The 15,343-nt window shown below is 51.5% G+C and carries 12 protein-coding genes and 4 pseudogenes; 12 read left to right on the forward strand and 4 right to left on the reverse strand.

Annotated elements, in window-relative coordinates; all coding sequences use genetic code 11:
- Both L1D47_RS18270 and L1D47_RS18275 read left to right on the forward strand, forming a co-directional pair.
- A pseudogene (locus L1D47_RS18270) lies at positions 1 to 232 on the forward strand (IS4 family transposase); the annotation flags it as partial.
- Positions 233 to 981: 749 nt separating this feature from the next.
- A complete protein-coding gene (locus L1D47_RS18275) occupies positions 982 to 1,941 on the forward strand; it encodes an alpha/beta hydrolase-fold protein (RefSeq protein WP_239886311.1) in 960 nt (319 codons plus the stop codon).
- A gap of 77 nt (positions 1,942 to 2,018) precedes the next feature.
- Here the strand turns inward: L1D47_RS18275 and L1D47_RS18280 are convergent, their stop codons facing one another.
- Positions 2,019 to 2,900, reverse strand: a complete 882-nt coding sequence (locus L1D47_RS18280) for a collagenase (RefSeq protein ID WP_239886319.1) — start codon at positions 2,898 to 2,900, stop codon at positions 2,019 to 2,021.
- Between the two features lie 184 nt (positions 2,901 to 3,084).
- Between L1D47_RS18280 and L1D47_RS18285 the strand changes: the two genes are divergently transcribed.
- On the forward strand, positions 3,085 to 4,905 hold the full coding sequence (locus tag L1D47_RS18285; RefSeq protein WP_239886312.1) for a M1 family metallopeptidase: 1,821 nt from the start codon (positions 3,085 to 3,087) through the stop codon (positions 4,903 to 4,905).
- An 859-nt stretch (positions 4,906 to 5,764) separates the two neighbouring features.
- On the opposite strand, the gene L1D47_RS18290 is transcribed toward L1D47_RS18285, so the two are convergent.
- Positions 5,765 to 6,244, reverse strand: a complete 480-nt coding sequence (locus L1D47_RS18290; protein WP_041509189.1) for a glutathione peroxidase — start codon at positions 6,242 to 6,244, stop codon at positions 5,765 to 5,767.
- Between the two features lie 446 nt (positions 6,245 to 6,690).
- Between L1D47_RS18290 and L1D47_RS18295 the strand changes: the two genes are divergently transcribed.
- Positions 6,691 to 7,224: a YfaZ family outer membrane protein gene (locus L1D47_RS18295; protein WP_239886313.1), complete on the forward strand. Its 534-nt coding sequence runs from the start codon at positions 6,691 to 6,693 to the stop codon at positions 7,222 to 7,224.
- Between the two features lie 59 nt (positions 7,225 to 7,283).
- Here the strand turns inward: L1D47_RS18295 and L1D47_RS18300 are convergent, their stop codons facing one another.
- Positions 7,284 to 7,454, reverse strand: a complete 171-nt coding sequence (locus L1D47_RS18300; protein WP_160290139.1) for a hypothetical protein — start codon at positions 7,452 to 7,454, stop codon at positions 7,284 to 7,286.
- Positions 7,455 to 7,703: 249 nt separating this feature from the next.
- Positions 7,704 to 9,122: an RsmB/NOP family class I SAM-dependent RNA methyltransferase gene (locus L1D47_RS18305; protein ID WP_239886314.1), complete on the reverse strand. Its 1,419-nt coding sequence runs from the start codon at positions 9,120 to 9,122 to the stop codon at positions 7,704 to 7,706.
- A 392-nt stretch (positions 9,123 to 9,514) separates the two neighbouring features.
- Between L1D47_RS18305 and L1D47_RS18310 the strand changes: the two genes are divergently transcribed.
- The 8 genes and pseudogenes from L1D47_RS18310 to L1D47_RS18345 form a co-directional block, all read left to right on the forward strand.
- Positions 9,515 to 9,958 (forward strand): carboxymuconolactone decarboxylase family protein, encoded by a 444-nt coding sequence (locus tag L1D47_RS18310; RefSeq protein ID WP_239886315.1) that lies wholly within the window; start codon positions 9,515 to 9,517, stop codon positions 9,956 to 9,958.
- Positions 9,959 to 10,128: 170 nt separating this feature from the next.
- Positions 10,129 to 10,311, forward strand: a pseudogene (locus L1D47_RS18315) (hypothetical protein); the annotation flags it as partial.
- Positions 10,312 to 10,472: 161 nt separating this feature from the next.
- A complete protein-coding gene (locus tag L1D47_RS18320; protein WP_041509527.1) occupies positions 10,473 to 10,949 on the forward strand; it encodes a MarR family winged helix-turn-helix transcriptional regulator in 477 nt (158 codons plus the stop codon).
- Between the two features lie 2 nt (positions 10,950 to 10,951).
- Positions 10,952 to 11,872, forward strand: coding sequence for a patatin family protein (locus tag L1D47_RS18325; protein WP_239886316.1), 921 nt, complete (start codon positions 10,952 to 10,954; stop codon positions 11,870 to 11,872).
- A gap of 375 nt (positions 11,873 to 12,247) precedes the next feature.
- A complete protein-coding gene (gene pcaC / locus L1D47_RS18330) occupies positions 12,248 to 12,631 on the forward strand; it encodes a 4-carboxymuconolactone decarboxylase (RefSeq protein WP_239886317.1) in 384 nt (127 codons plus the stop codon).
- 503 nt (positions 12,632 to 13,134) lie between these two features.
- Positions 13,135 to 13,569 (forward strand): hypothetical protein, encoded by a 435-nt coding sequence (locus L1D47_RS18335; protein WP_239886318.1) that lies wholly within the window; start codon positions 13,135 to 13,137, stop codon positions 13,567 to 13,569.
- Between the two features lie 423 nt (positions 13,570 to 13,992).
- Positions 13,993 to 14,400 (forward strand): annotated as a pseudogene (locus L1D47_RS18340) (transposase); the annotation flags it as partial.
- 2 nt (positions 14,401 to 14,402) lie between these two features.
- Positions 14,403 to 15,194, forward strand: a pseudogene (locus L1D47_RS18345) (IS5 family transposase); the annotation flags it as partial.
- Positions 15,195 to 15,343: the final 149 nt, after the last annotated feature.

A 15,343-nucleotide genomic window follows, 5' to 3' on the forward strand; every position in this document is an offset into this window, starting at 1 on the left:
GGTGCAATTGGCATTTTGGTGGGTGGGACTCTTTGGTGAAGCGAAGCAATTGCAACGACATTTCCAGGCCAATACGGTGAAGAAACGTAATGTGTTATCGATAGTGCGGATGGGAAAAGAGCTGATGCGACGACGAGACAGATACCCAATGTCAGCCGATGACCTACTCCATGCTGCCAGGAAGCTGGCTGAGTTATCACTCATTTACGGCTGCTGGGGGTATGAATTATGAGGGGATCCTACAGGGTAGAGCTCACAGGGTAGAGCTCACAGGGAAGTGCTCGAAGCGTGTCACAAATGTGTTTGCACATAAGCCTGCTGCAGGCAATTCAAAACCATGAAGGTCAACGCTACCATCAGCGAAGTAAAAACCTATGCCACTAAAGGTTACAATCTAAAAAGCCAATACCTTTATTCGAAGGTCTACTTACTTTTGTCCAAAATGATTTGGTGTTTGATCGTCGCGGATACAGAAGCCGCTCAATCGAAGAGACGGATAACCAGGTGTAAACATATAAGCCTGCCGTAGGCAATTCAAAACCATGAAGGTCAACGCTACCATCAGCGAAGTAAAAACCTATGCCACTAAAGGTTAGAAGCTAAAAAGCCAATACCTTTATTCGAAGGCAAACGCTAGCAAATTCAGGATAAAAAAAAGCGACCCTGATGAGGTCGCTTAAGTTCCAAATTCGGAATCTAAGGATAGTTGCGCTAGAAACTATCTAAAGGGAATGATGATGAACGGTAAACACACTGATGATTAATTAAGACCTGTCACTGGATTAACTAATCGATGCAAATTCTGTTCATATTATCAGAGCGCTTTTATCGGGATTAGTTCAGAAAAATTCTTAAATATTTTCATGTTTTTTAAAAAACCGTATTAAATCAATAAAAAAGCTTCATGTTTAGCACCGGCTAAAGTAGTCTGTTGCCTGACTCACTACTCACCTTCGTCATCAATAAGGACATTGCGCCGACATGAAGTTACCCCATCTGCTCACATCGCTGGCTATCTTCTTAGTCTTCTCTATGGCCAGTCAGGCATCCACTCCGGTAACGGTACCCGAACAAGCGGCGCCCGGCTCTCTGGCGCCTAATTCAATGTCGCCAGCGTCTAATTCAAAGTCGCCAGTGCCTAAGGTAGAGATCCCCCGCACCGCTGTGTTCGAGCTGACCGATCCCGTGAGTAAGCGCGTCTATCCACTCTGGGTTAAGCTGCCGCGCTCTTATCAGTCTGACAGCGAAAGGCATTATCCGGTGATCTATGTGGCCGATGCCCCCTATGCCTTTCAGATTGTCTCGGGCATGACGCGTTTTCCCATGAATAGCGGCAAGATGCGTGAGGCGATCATCGTTGGGCTCTCCTATGCCAAGGGGGATAAGGTGCCCCAGAGTCGGGTGCGTGACTATACCCAGGTTGTGGACAGCGGCTGGAAGCTAGAAACCGGCGGTGCCAGCCAATATGCAGACTATCTTCAGACAGTGGTCTTGCCCTTTGTGGCGGGGCGGTACCGGGTTAACGACAATGAGCTAACCTTCGTCGGTAACTCCCTCGGCGGCTTGCTGGGAGCTTATCTGCTACTCGAGCGGCCTAATCTGTTTGACCACTATGTGCTGGGCAGTCCTTCTGTGTGGTTTAAGGGGGAGCAGATCTTATCCCTGACGGCGAAGGCGAGGGCGGCGGCTAAACAGGCGCAGAAGCGACGGGTGTTTCTGGCGGTCGGGGCATTGGAGACGCCAGCTAAGGCGGGCATGCTACACGACATGGTGGACGGGGCCGATAAACTCAGCAAGCATCTTAACAAACAGCTAGGAGATGCCCTGGAGCTGGAGGTGTTAACCATAGCGGGGGCGCGCCACGAAACCGCCTTTCCCACCACCGCGAGCCAAGGCCTCTATTGGCTCTTGGCGCGCGACGGGGAAGGCAATACCCAATAAGCGGTTTGAGGAGTTTGTCCTAAGCAGGCTTTCTTACGCAGGCCTTTCCTTACGAAGCTTGGCCTGAATAAGAGCTCTTAAGAAGCTTGCTCTGAATTCAGACGCTTGAGCCAGGCCCGAAATTCCTCATCCATGCTGGTGCCCCACTGCTTTACCAGTGCCTGATATCTGGGGTAATCGCCCTTGCGGGTAAAGCCCAGCATGGTGTCTATCTTGTCTTTGTGGTGTTCCATCATAAAGCGTACCGCCAGATAGCCCCAGCGGTAGACGCGATCTGTGCCGCCGTTGTGCTCATAGCTGGTGTTAAACAGCTCACTCAACTCGAAGTGCTGCTTGGCGATGATGGCGATGGCCGCCGGGTTATCGTCCCCTTGAGAGATATATTCCCCCAATCCCTCGCTCCACCAGACCAAGTGCGGCAATAGCGGCGCCGGCTTGGGGCAATACTCGGGGGCGCTATGGGAGTCGTGTAGAGAGGCGCAAAAATCGCCGTAGAGGTTGAAGTGGCCGTCGAGATAATGCACATACTCGTGGGCCAGGTTCCAGATCTGTCCGCCGCGCTCATAGGCGACAAATTCAGCCTGATTGCCCGGCTGGTGGGGCAGCCCTTCTAAGAACATGCCACCGTTGTCGCTGGGCACGTCGAAGTGCGCCGTCACATAGCGGGTATAGTCGTCGCGACTGTGATAGACATTGGCGCGCATGCGTTGGTTGTTGTCATTGGCCACCGGCTTGCCCTGGGTGCCAAATAGCTGGTGGAACTTGGCTTCCTGCTTCTGCATCAGGGCGCAGGCCGTGGTTATCTGCTCCTGGGTGAGCGCCTGAGAGCGAATGGTGATCGTGGGGCTGCAGTCGTGATTTTGGCTTAAGATTTGTTGTAATGGTGCAACCGGCGAGGTTTCGCCTGCCTGCAGGGCGAAGCTGGTCAGCAGGGGCAGAGCTGCCGCACCGAGACGCATGAGCGATGAATGGGACACAGAGGTTTCCTTATTGTTATTTTTGTATAAAGTATCCCAATTGTTCCATCTTCAACCGCTGAAGTCAATTTCCAGGCCGCTAGATTAGGTGACAGTTAGTCGACTCGCTTTACCTGTGGTTACGACATGCCAGGCGGCAATGACAATCCAGGCTTGCGGGACTAAAATGGCGCTAGCCCTTCATTATAAAAAAGGATTCCTTGTGATAGAGCAGTGGGATAATCAACAAGACCATCATTCGTTTGCCAATGTCGATGCAATTCGGGTCACGCATTTAAGCCTGGCCCTTGAGGTCGATTTTGCCGCGCGGCAGCTTATCGGTAGCGCCCGGCTTAACATAGACTACCTTGAGCCGGCTTGCCGTATCCTCTACTTAGATACCCGTGACCTTAGCATTAGCAGCGTGCAGGACGATGCCGGTAATGCCTTGGCCTATAGATTGGACGAGCAAGATGCGGTGCGTGGTCAGCGTCTGGCCATAGAGCTGACGGCGCCGAGCAAGCAGATCATAATCAAGTATCATACCTCGCCGTCGGCGCAGGGGCTGCAGTGGCTATCGCCGGAGCAGACCAGTGGTAAACAGCTGCCGTTTCTGTTCAGTCAGTCTCAGCCCATCAACGCCCGCAGCTGGATCCCGCTGCAAGATAGCCCCAAGGCCAGAATCACCTTCGATGCAAAAATTACCGTGCCGCAAGGGATGCGCGTCGTGATGAGCGCCATGAACCATGGTGACGCGCCATTAACCAGTGAATTTAGTTTCGAGATGGAAAAGCCGATTCCTACTCATCTGCTGGCCATTGCTGTGGGCGATCTACACTTTGGCGCCATCGGCCCGCGCACCGGCGTGTATGCCGAACCTGAGGTGCTCGGCGCCGCGGTGAAGGAGTTTGAAGATACCGAGAAGATGGTCGAGATCGCCGAGTCTCTGCTGGGCCCCTACGCCTGGGATCGCTACGACATGCTGATCTTACCGCCGAGTTTTCCCTTTGGCGGTATGGAAAACCCCAGACTCGCCTTCATGACACCGACCCTGATTGCCGGCGATAAGAGCCTGGTCTCCACGGTTGCCCACGAGCTGGCGCACTCCTGGACGGGCAACCTGGTGAGCAACGCCACCTGGCGGGATCTCTGGCTAAACGAGGGCTTTACCACCTATTTCACTAACCGCATCGTCGAAGCCGTGTACGGCAAGGAGCTGGCCGAGCTGGAGGTGGTGCTGGAATATGGTCGCCTCAAGGAGGAGCTGGTCAGCATGCCGCTCGCGGCGCAGACCCTGCCGGCCAATGTGCAGGCGGGCGATCCCAATGATGCCTTTAACCGTTTCACCTATGACAAGGCCTCCATGTTTGTCCATGAGCTGGAGCGTCGTCTGGGGCGTGAAGTCTTCGACAGTTTCCTGTTCGAGTATGTGAATCACTTTGCCTTCCAGGCGATCACCACGGAAACCTTCGTCGAATACGCCAAGCAGACCCTGCTTGTTCAGCATGGTGATAAGTTAACCGAGGCCGAGCTGCTCGAGTGGGTCTACGGAGAGGGGATGCCGGCCTGGTTCGTGGCGCCGAGTTCTGACAGCCTAAAGAAGGTCGATACCCTGCGCGCTGCCTGGCTCGCCGGTGAGCCCATCAACCGGGATAATACCGCCGATTGGCGCGTGCATCACTGGCAATACTTCCTGAATAGCTTGCCCGAGGTGCTGGAGCAAGAGGCATTGATCGACTTAGACAGCTGCTTCAACCTTAGCCGTAGCACCAATGCCGAGATCGCCTGTGACTGGTATCGTGTGGCCATACGTAATCATTACGATCCCGTGTTGCCCTTTGTCGAGGCTTATCTGATGAAGATAGGACGGGGTAAGTTTGTGCGTCCCCTGTACAACGAGTTACTGGCAGCAGGCTATGTTGAGAAGCTGCGTAGCATCTATAGCAAGGCGAGGGCAGGGTATCACCCCTCTTTGTCGGTACAGTTAGACAAGCAACTGCTGGCTTAGGATAAAAAAATGGCAACCCAAGGGGTTGCCATAACTATCTATTTGGAGAGAGAAATCTGTGCGCTAGCGAAATTTCTAAGCTCCAGAGACCAATTGGGTCTCGAAGGGAGATGATGAACAAACAATGATGAAAAATCTGTTACATCTCTTCAGAGTCCCCATCTTCGGGTTAGTTCCCTGCACTGCAAAAAAATAATCGAAAAAAGCACATTTTCTGTGGTTCGCCGACTTGGCGGACTCGAATGCATTTAAACAGGCAAAAAAAATGGCAACCAAAGGTTGCCATGAATCAAATAAGTGTCGAGTCATAAACCCCATTGCGCTAGCGAGGTCGATGCTCTTGGGACCTAAAGGGTCACCAAAGGGAGATGATGATGAACAATGTAACTTGAGCCAGGTACGCTTACCGAATCATTCGTTAGCTAAATTACCCAACCCGCTAATCCGTTCACTTATTCAGAGTCCCTCGTAGCAGATAAGTTCAATAAAGCTTGTAAAAAATTCAAATTTTTTTGCCAACCGTCGCCAAAGGGGCAAATTTAACCTTTTAGTATAGATGCCGTTGGGAGATCTTGCCGTGTAAAACGTCATCAAACACATCGAGACGATGGGCAGTCTGGCGCTCTTTTTTAGAGCATAATCTATTGATCTAAATTGAATTTATAAAAAAAGGCAACCTAGGAGGTTGCCTGTCGATCCATCTAGATCTAGGGGGACTGCGCTAGAAGTCCCAGGGAGAATGATGAACATGAAAAAGCAAATCTTCGCGTTCAGTATTTGGAGTTTTTAAACGGCAAAAAGTTCAAAAAATAACCAAAAATGTTTGAAGATATTTCCAACATTCTCCTATCTGTTTGGATTAGTTCACTAAAGCAGCAATTTTTTCTGTTAAAGATTCCGGCGTCGTGGTGGGCGCGAATCGCTCTAGTACCCGTCCGTTAGCGTCTACGAGGAACTTGGTGAAGTTCCATTTGATCGACTCGCTGCCCAGTAGCCCCTTGGCTTCACGTTTAAGGTAACGATACAGGGGGGGCGTCTTGTCGCCGTTCACCTCTATCTTGGCAAAGAGTGGGAAATTGACCCCGAAGTTAAGTTCGCAGAACTGACTGATCTCGCTCTCGTCTCCCTGTTCCTGTTTGCCAAATTGGTTACAGGGGAAGCCGAGCACGGCGAATCGCTCCGGGCCAAACTTATCATACAGGGCTTGCAGTGCCTGGTACTGTGGGGTGAAGCCACACTTGCTGGCGGTGTTGACGATAAGCAGTACCTTACCTTTGAAATCCGCCATCGACTGCGTGCTGCCATCGATGCGGGTGAGCGAAAAATCGTATATCGACATAATAGGCTTCCTCCTGATGATGTTATTAGCCTAGCAACAAAATATATTGCGCGCAATTTAAATTGTCAGTTTAAGTCGATTGATGACCTCTAACCTCTAGCAGCTAGAGGCTAGTTGCTAGAAGTTACGGCTGGCGGCTGGCGGCTGGCGGCTGGCGGCTGGCGGCTGGCGGTTGGAGGTTGGAGGTTAGAGGTTAGAGGTTAGAGGTTGGAGGTTAGAGGTTGGAGGCAGAGCGCAGTGACCTGACAGGAAAATGGATTGCGTAATAGAGGCGCTGGTGACCTTTGTATCCTACTCATTGAACTTGTGGTGATCACGGTTGTTTTATGCAATGAGTTTGTTAATAAATTCTTTGAAAACAGCTTGATGAAGCATATTTTATGGTGGGAAAAAATACAGTCTGATACCCTCTTGCCCGACTAAAAACCACATTTTAAGGGGTGACGATGAAAACTAAACTCGCGCTACTGCTGTTAGCCAGCCTGAGCCTGACGGCTCAGGCCAGCAACTTGAACCTTGGCATCAACGACGATGTGATCTCAACGGATCTGCAGATGGAGCTTAACCCGTCGGCTAATTTGGTGATGGGGTATCTCTATTCCAACGATGAGGGGCATATGGTCTCTGCCGCGGCGCACATGACCCATGATGCCGGGGCACATCACTTCGAGGTTGGGCCTAAGTTTTCCCACTATTGGGCTGAAAATAGCAGTAACGGTAGTGTGGTGGCGATCGGCGGACGCTATTCGCTGGATCTGGGCTCAAACATCGCCCTCAAGACCTCGGCCTACTATGCGCCATCTGTGCTCAGTTTCGGTAGTGTCGATGGCCAGTATGAGTTAGATGGCAAGATTCAGTTTCAGGTCAATCCAAATCTTGGGCTGTTTGCCGGTTACCGCAATATACGCCTGCAGTATGACAATAGCCGCGATAACACCTTCGACAGTGGTTTCTATATCGGCGCCAGTGCCAACTTTTAGTAGCCCATAAGCTTGTTGGAGACTTGGGTGAGCACAGCTAGGCGTTCACCCAAGCACGGCTAACGCCAGATATCCTCGTCAAACTCGTCATCATGCTCATATCGCTTTGGCTGGTTGGCCTGATGACGACGTCGCTGCTTACCGCGCTTACTGCGCAGCTTATCCTGGGCATCGAACTCCCATGTGGGCGCCTGCTGTGATGCCATCTCAAATTCATCATAGTGTGACATGATCTCACCTGTCTCTCGTTACTGATCTTTACTGACCTATCTTGTGCTATCTAGGCCTAGCCGAAACCGCATGGTAAGAAGCTAATATGACGCCTGGGTGACAGGGATGATACAAACAGGTGACAAGAGCGCCGTCCTATCGCGGCGCCAATTGGGAGCTGTGGGGGAGGGACTTAGCCCTGATGAACCAAGCTAAGCCTAACGAACAACTCTAGACCTGATGAATGATTCTAGGCCTGACGAAGCCTTCTACGCGAGACGAATCATCTTGGCCACAAACATGCCGTCGCTATCTGCCTGGTAGGGCAGTACCGTTAGCATCTGTGTCGCTTCATGGGTAAAGGGGTGAGTCAGTGTCTGCAGGCTAAAGTCGGGACGCTTAGCCAGGAAGGCCTCGACGACCTCTTGGTTTTCGACCGGACTAATCGAACAGGTGGCATAGATCAGGACGCCGCCGGGTCTTACCGCGTCACAGGCGCGGCTTAATATATCCAGCTGCAGGCTCGCCTTGTCTGTGATAGCGCTGGCGTCATCGAGCCAGCGCATGTCCGGATTGCGTCGCCAGGTACCGGTGCAGCTGCAGGGGGCGTCGACCAGCACGCCATCGAAGGCCTGTGCGGGCACTGGCAGGGCATCGGATTGCCAAGGCTGGGTGCTGATCTGACTAAAACCGGCGCGTTTGGCGCGTTTAGCCAGCTCTTCGAGGGGCTTGCGGCGAATGTCTGAGGCGACCACGCTGCCGCTGGCCTGCTTATCTTGCTGCAGCATGAGTGAGCGAAGCTGCAGACTCTTGCCACCGGCGCCGCTGCAGGCGTCCCACCATGACTCATCGGCCTTGGGCGCGCAGATGTTACCGATCACCTGAGAGCCGAGATCCTGGATCTCCAGCTTGCCTTCGCCGTAGAGGGTGACGGCGTTGAGGTTGATGCTCTTGTGCCCCAGGTTGATGGCATCAGTGAAATAGTCGCTGCCGCTGGTGTGGATCTCTTGCTTTGCCAGCTTGGCCTGAGCCTTGGCCAGAGAAATGCCTTGTAGTCGTCCCCAGATAGGTGGGCGGGTGCTTAGGCTCTCCACCAGACGTTTCTGCTTGTCGCTGTCCTGGTCGAAATGGGCCCAGAACCAGTCGGGGGCCAGCGCCGTCAGGGGGAAGGCCTGGCCGGGGAAGGCGGCCTCAAGCATGGTCTGTTTGGTCTCAAGAGCGTCAGAGCCTGAGTCTGCATGAGCAGTTATTGCTGGTTCAGCTAGCCCCGCAAACCCGCGCCAGGCGGAGACGATATCCTGCCAGGGATGAGACTCCAGGGCTGCGGTCAAGGCTAACTGAGCGAACCACTGCTGGGAAATCGCCTGTTGGCTGGCGTCTTTCAGGGGGATTAGCCTAAGCCAGCCATGCCAGCGAAACAGGCCAAAGAGGCTCTCGCGAATCACCCGTCTGTCTTTGGAGCCATGCTTCTTATGGGCGCGGAAATAGTCGGCCAAGATGCGATCGCCCGGTAGCTTGCTTTGCAGCGTCTGGCAAAATAGCTGATGTATGGTCAGGCTGTAACTCAGGGCGCGTTTCTCGGCGCCGCTCTGGGCGTTTAGCGCCTGATGCAGCTGCTCGCCGTCGATGCTGGCTACCGCCAGGTGGGTCGCGGTTGAGGTGGTTGCCGAAGTTGTGGAGTCGCCCATGAGTGTACGCCTAAGCTGAGATCTGTTTCTGAGGGCGCAAGTGTACCAGATGTCGGCATATTTGCTACCGCCGAGGCACGCGAAGCGACCCGTGAAGCCTTGGTTCTAGTCGCCACTCTCGCCTCATTCACACCTGCAGGTTATACCAATCACAGTAAGTATGTGATCAGAAATAGCGCAGGAAAAACGCTTGAGAACAAAGCAGGATTTTTAGATAAGTCGTTATTCTACAATTAAAAATGCTTTTACAGTTATCGAGCGTTTTTGACAAGCTAGAATGATCAATTATTTATTACGATTGGTATTAAGTTCGCCAGATGTCGAAAATGTACAATAGCGCCACCTCAAGTCCTGGCTATGCTGATGCTGACTCGTTTAACGGAGGAAGCAAGATGAGTATAAACATAGATTACGCCAAGGTGGCACCAGAGGCTCTGGCTATCTTAATCAGCCAGGAAAACTATCTAAAGCAAGTATTTAGTCAGCAAGATAAGTTGGGGCTGGCGGAACTCGAGCTGGTAAAGCTGCACATATCCCAGGTGAATCAGTGCGCCTTTTGTATCAATATGCACACCAAGGCGGCACTGGAGCTTGGAGTAAGCCTGGACAAGATTGCCGGCCTCAGTGCCTGGCGCGGCCTGCCTTATTACACAGAGGCGGAGCGTGAGGCGCTCAGTTGGGCCGGGCAGTTTTTCTTGCCGCAGATCCCCTCTGAGGCAGTTGAACGGGCGCGGCGCTATTTTGGTGACAAGGCCCTGGTCGACCTGACCCTAGGGATCAACGCCATCAATAGTTGGAACCGCCTGTGTAAGGCGTTCAAACCCAGTCTGGCCTAGTCGCCTTGTGCCAGCCATGCCGAACTGGTCAAGCCGTGCTAAGTACACTGTGCTAATGACACGACGCTAATTACAGTGCGCAAATGAGATAGCGCTGATTACACTGCACTAAGTAGATGGCGCTAATTGCATTGTGTTAGTTACAGAGTGCCAATCACGGCGCGCCAATCACAGCGCAAGATGAAGACAAATGGTCGTGGAACGGTGACGATGCCTATAACCATTATCGCGTCGAGTACATGACCAGCTGGAAAGGGTTCGACTTTAACCTTGCCGCTGAAGACACAAGCATGGATACTGACAACAGCGATACCCGCGCTGTGCTATCTGTGTCACGTACCTTTGCTTTTTAAGCGTGATACTGACAATGGCGATGTGATATAGCCTTAGGTTATAGACAGAAGTCATTAGTGCAAAAGCAGAGCAAGCGATAAGTTTGTTCTGCTTTTTTTCTATTTGAAGCATGAGTCTAGATAACATTTCTGGTATGGTGCGGCTGAAACGAGAGGAGATTATGGAAAAGTACGAACAACTACTGATTTCGCTGCGCCGTGTGATCCGCGCCATCGACATACATTCTCGCCAGCTGAATAAGCAGTCTGGCCTAACGGGCCCTCAGTTAATGGTGATGCAGACCATTGCCGCCTACGACCGTCCGCTGGCCAAGGAGATCGCTCAGGAAGTGGCCCTCAGCCCTGCCACGGTTGCTACCATTATCGACCGCCTCGAGGCGCGTGATCTGGTGGTGAGAACCCGTAGCGAGTCAGACAAACGCAAGTGGCACCTGTCTCTAAGCGAGGCCGGCATAGATATTCTCAAGGCCGCGCCTAAGCCGCTACAGGATCACTTTATCAAGCGTTATCAAAACCTTGAAGACTGGGAACAGAGCCAGTTGCTCTCTGCCGTCGAGCGTATCGCCTCCATGATGGATGCCCAGGAGCTGGATGCGGCCCCTGTACTCCTGGTGGGACAGATCCAGGCGGAAGAATAGCCATGACGGGCGCAGTACTGCCTGACTTTGCAGCCGCCCGACATGAGGCGGCGGAGCTTAGGGTCGATAACTGCGCCTTAGTGTTGGAAGGTGGCGGCCTACGGGCCATCTACACCGCAGGTGTGCTCGATGCCATGCTGCAGGCGGGGATCCATTTTCAGTATCTGGTGGGCGTCTCCGCCGGCGCCATCTATCCCGCCTCCTACCTCTCGCGTCAGCTGGGGCGTAACCTCACCATTCAGCAAAATTTCCTCGCCGACAAGCGCTACATGGGGCTCAAACACCTGCTGCGCACCGGCAACTATGTCAACACCGACTTTACCTACCGGCGCATGGCCCATGAGCTGGTGCCCTATGATTTCGAGGCCTTTAGTCACAGCGAGGCGGAGTTTAAGGTGGGGGCGTTTAACTGCCTGACTGGCGAGACCGACTTCTTCGGCATGGCGGATTTTGCCGATCACGACACCTTCTTAGAGGTGCTCATCGCCTCCAGTAGTCTGCCCTTCATCTCTAAACCGACCTGGCTTGGCGGCACGCCCTATCTCGATGGTGGCATAGGCGCGCCCATTCCCCTGGCTCAGGCCCGCGCAGATGGCTTTAAGCGCCAGGTGGTGATCCTCACCCAGGAGAGTGATTATCGCAAATCCGCCTTTAAGGCCAAATGGCTGGCCAAGCGCCTCTATCATCGCTATCCCAAGGTGGCCAATGGCCTTATCGAGCGCCACCACACCTATAACCGGGCGCTGGATGAGCTGGCGAAGGCAGAATCCGAGGGCAGCGCCCTGGTGCTGCAACCCGCCACGCCACTCGGCTTGTCGCGCCTGGAGCGGGATGTCAGCAAGGTCGAGGCCGTCTATCGCCGCGGCCTTGAGGAGGGCGAGGCCTTTATCCCGCAGCTGCTGGCGTTTATCGCTAAGGGCTAATAACTCACACCTAACGCTTCAGGTTTAACACCTAAGTCTTCAGGTTTAACACCTAGGGCTTAAGGTTTAACACCTAGCGTTTTACGTCTAATACTCAGTCGCTAATCCCCAATGCCTGCTGGCTAGACTCTCATATTTATCACTCTGTCTCGATGCGCCTTGTCTGCTAAGCCGCTATTCCTTGATCACTGCGTGCGCTACGTTCCAAGTGCTATGTTCTAAGCGCTATGTTCTAAGCGCTATAGTAATTCGCTGCTGCCCTAATGCTTTAGCCGCAGAGGGGCAGGTTTTGGTTGATCTTTGTCCAGTTTCCAAGCACCTTTAGAGGCTGTTTTGTCAAAGTCTCAATTGAATCATGATGTTAAAGGAGTTCCCATGGATAAGGCCAAGTATGAAAAAGGGTTAGGCGTCAGGCGCGAGGTGATGGGCGATGAGTTTGTCGACAGGGCGCTGTCATCGGCCAGTGACTTTACCCTGCCACTCCAGGAGCTGGTGACCCGCAACGCCTGGGGCGAGGTGTGGGCCAGAGAGGGACTCGACAGGCGAACCCGCAGCTTGATCACTATCGCTACTCTGGCTGCCCTTAAGGCCTCCACCGAACTCAAGGGCCATGTGCGCGGCGCGTTGCGTAATGGCTGCAGCGAAGAGGAGATCCAGGAGGTGTTATTGCATGCCACCTTGTATTGCGGCATGCCGGCCGGGGTCGAGGCGTTTCGGGCGGCGAATGAGGTGATAGGGGAGTGGGAGGGAGAGTCATAAGGGGACTCTTACCCTTTGGTTTCTGTTGTAGCAATTACCGGGATTGTTATTGGAAGGGGCGTTGAAGGTCGAACCTTAATGTTAGTTAATTGCTTGCAGCAGGCTTTTGTGTAGATACATCTGCTACACGCCGTTAATCCATCCTTGGAGGCTCGACGATGGCATCCATGCCATCGACGTCCGCAGATGCACCTACACTAAGTTTTTCGTATCTTCGATTTGGCTTTAGTTGTGCTGATTGAATGAGTGGTCTTTGAGAGAGTATATGACTGGGCTTTTCGAGGTTTAAGTACGAACTGGTCATCTTCTGGTTTTCTGTGCACTCTTTCAGTTGCCTTCAGATGAGCAAGAGATGGTTGGTAATTTATTGAACATGTAAGTAGGATTAACCAATTTAGGATTGGTACTGCTAAAGCCTGCTTCAGTTCCATTTCTAGCTTTATTTTTAGCGGGCAACTAGATAAGTCCTTAATGGGGCGTTTACATAAAAAGGATATTTTGCATTGAGAAAGTTTTTAGATGGATTTTATTGGGGATTTGGTTTCGCTGTTGCCGTTTTATCTGTTTTTGTTACTTATGTGGTCGTCGGTCATGGCGAGGTAGAAAGAAGCTACCAAGAGTCTATGGACAAATGGCGGTCTGAGAACATTGGGTCATTTGTTGATGTCTTGGAGCTAGAACTAATTGAGGCAAAAAGAGTAGGTAACGAAATTCTAATAACGACAAAAATGAATAATTTGGGTTTTACAGCTAATTCGCTTGGACTCTCACTAAGATTTAGTCTCTACACGAACTCAGGGGCTTTCATGGGGCAATGTACTGACGCTATACCAGGTGTGGACTCTAAAGAGGAAAAAATAGACATGCTCTCAGTATGTACAACAAAATTTTATCCAGCAGAGGACTTTGAGAAGGCAACCCTGGCTGTCGTCAGGTAACAGAGGCATAAAGTTTTTATACTTATAGTCTTTCGCTTGTGTATTAATAATTTGGGCTGTGGATTGTAGAAAACTGAAAGGATTCGAACTTGAGGATATTAGCTATCTCTGGAAGTCTTAGGAAAGACTCTTACAATATGGCCTTACTTAAAGCCATGAAGGCAAGTTCACCCTGCGGTGTCGAGATTAGGATATTCAATGGTCTTGCCGATATTCCCCCTTTTAATCCTGATATCGAACCGTCGAATGACCCAAATGTCATGGCGTTGAAGACGCTTGTCGCACAGTCGGATGGATTATTCATCTCAAGTCCAGAATATGCTCACGGAGTAAGTGGTGTCTTGAAGAATGCCTTAGGGAAGATGCGAATAAGTCCCTGATGTGAGATCATAGCTACATAGTAAATCACAGCCATTACCGCCCATGAGCCAACAGTTAACTTTTGCCGATAGTGAGTTTTCCAGCAAGCGCCGCCAGACCCGTAAAGAGATTTTCTTATCTCGGATGGACAACCTGTTACCATGGACTYAACTGCTGGAAGTGATTGAGCCCTTTTATCCAAAAGCGGGCAATGGTCGTCGTCCCTATCCACTGGAAACGATGTTCCGCATTCACTGTATGCAGCAATGGTACAGTCTGAGTGATGAGGCGATGGAAGATGCGCTTTACGAGATTGCTTCGATGCGTCAGTTTGCACAACTGTCACTGGATAAAGCCATTCCTGACCGCACTACCATTATGAATTTCCGGCACTTGCTGGAAAAACACAAACTCACTCGTAAGTTATTCCAAACGGTCAATCAATGGCTGTCGGATTGCGGTGTGATGATGATCACTGTATGCAGCAATGGTACAGTCTGAGTGATGAGGCGATGGAAGATGCGCTTTACGAGATTGCTTCGATGCGTCAGTTTGCACAACTGTCACTGGATAAAGCCATTCCTGACCGCACTACCATTATGAATTTCCGGCACTTGCTGGAAAAACACAAACTCACTCGTAAGTTATTCCAAACGGTCAATCAATGGCTGTCGGATTGCGGTGTGATGATGACGCAAGGAACATTRGTMGATGCMACGATTATTCAAGCACCCAGCTCCACTAAAAATAAAAAGAATGAACGTGACCCGGACATGCATCAGACTAAAAAAGGCAATGAATGGCACTTCGGTATGAAAGCTCACATTGGCGTGGATGCAAAGAGTGGCCTCACCCATACGCTGGTGACMACCGCCGCCAATGAACATGACTTGAACCAGTTGAAAAATCTGTTGCATGGCGAYGAGGAATTCATCTCTGGTGATGCTGGTTATCAAGGCGCGGAAAAACGCGAAGAGCTGAAAGATACTAATGTGGAATGGCTGATAGCAGAGCGTCCCGGCAAAGTTCGGGCGCTGAAGAAGCATCCCCGCAAGAATAAAACCGCTATCAACATCGAGTATTTAAAAGCCAGTATTCGGGCGAAGGTAGAACACCCGTTCCGGATCATCAAATGTCAGTTCGGCTTTATCAAAGCACGCTATAAAGGGCTGACGAAAAATGACTCACAGTTAGCCATGCTATTCACTTTGGCGAACCTGTTTAAAGTAGACCAGATGTTACGACGACAGCCAAGATCTGTCTGAAATCCGGGAACAGCCTGGAATTAGGTCGAAATTCGGCGTAAAACGGCAGTATGTTGGCCAAAATTGAACACTTAGCGTTCAAAAATCAGGCGGGCCGCTCAAAACCTCGCTCGATACCTAAATTGCAGGACTTGTTCGCAGTTTCCCTA

This window comes from Shewanella sp. Isolate7 (assembly GCF_022398425.1).
Lineage (GTDB): Bacteria > Pseudomonadota > Gammaproteobacteria > Enterobacterales > Shewanellaceae > Shewanella.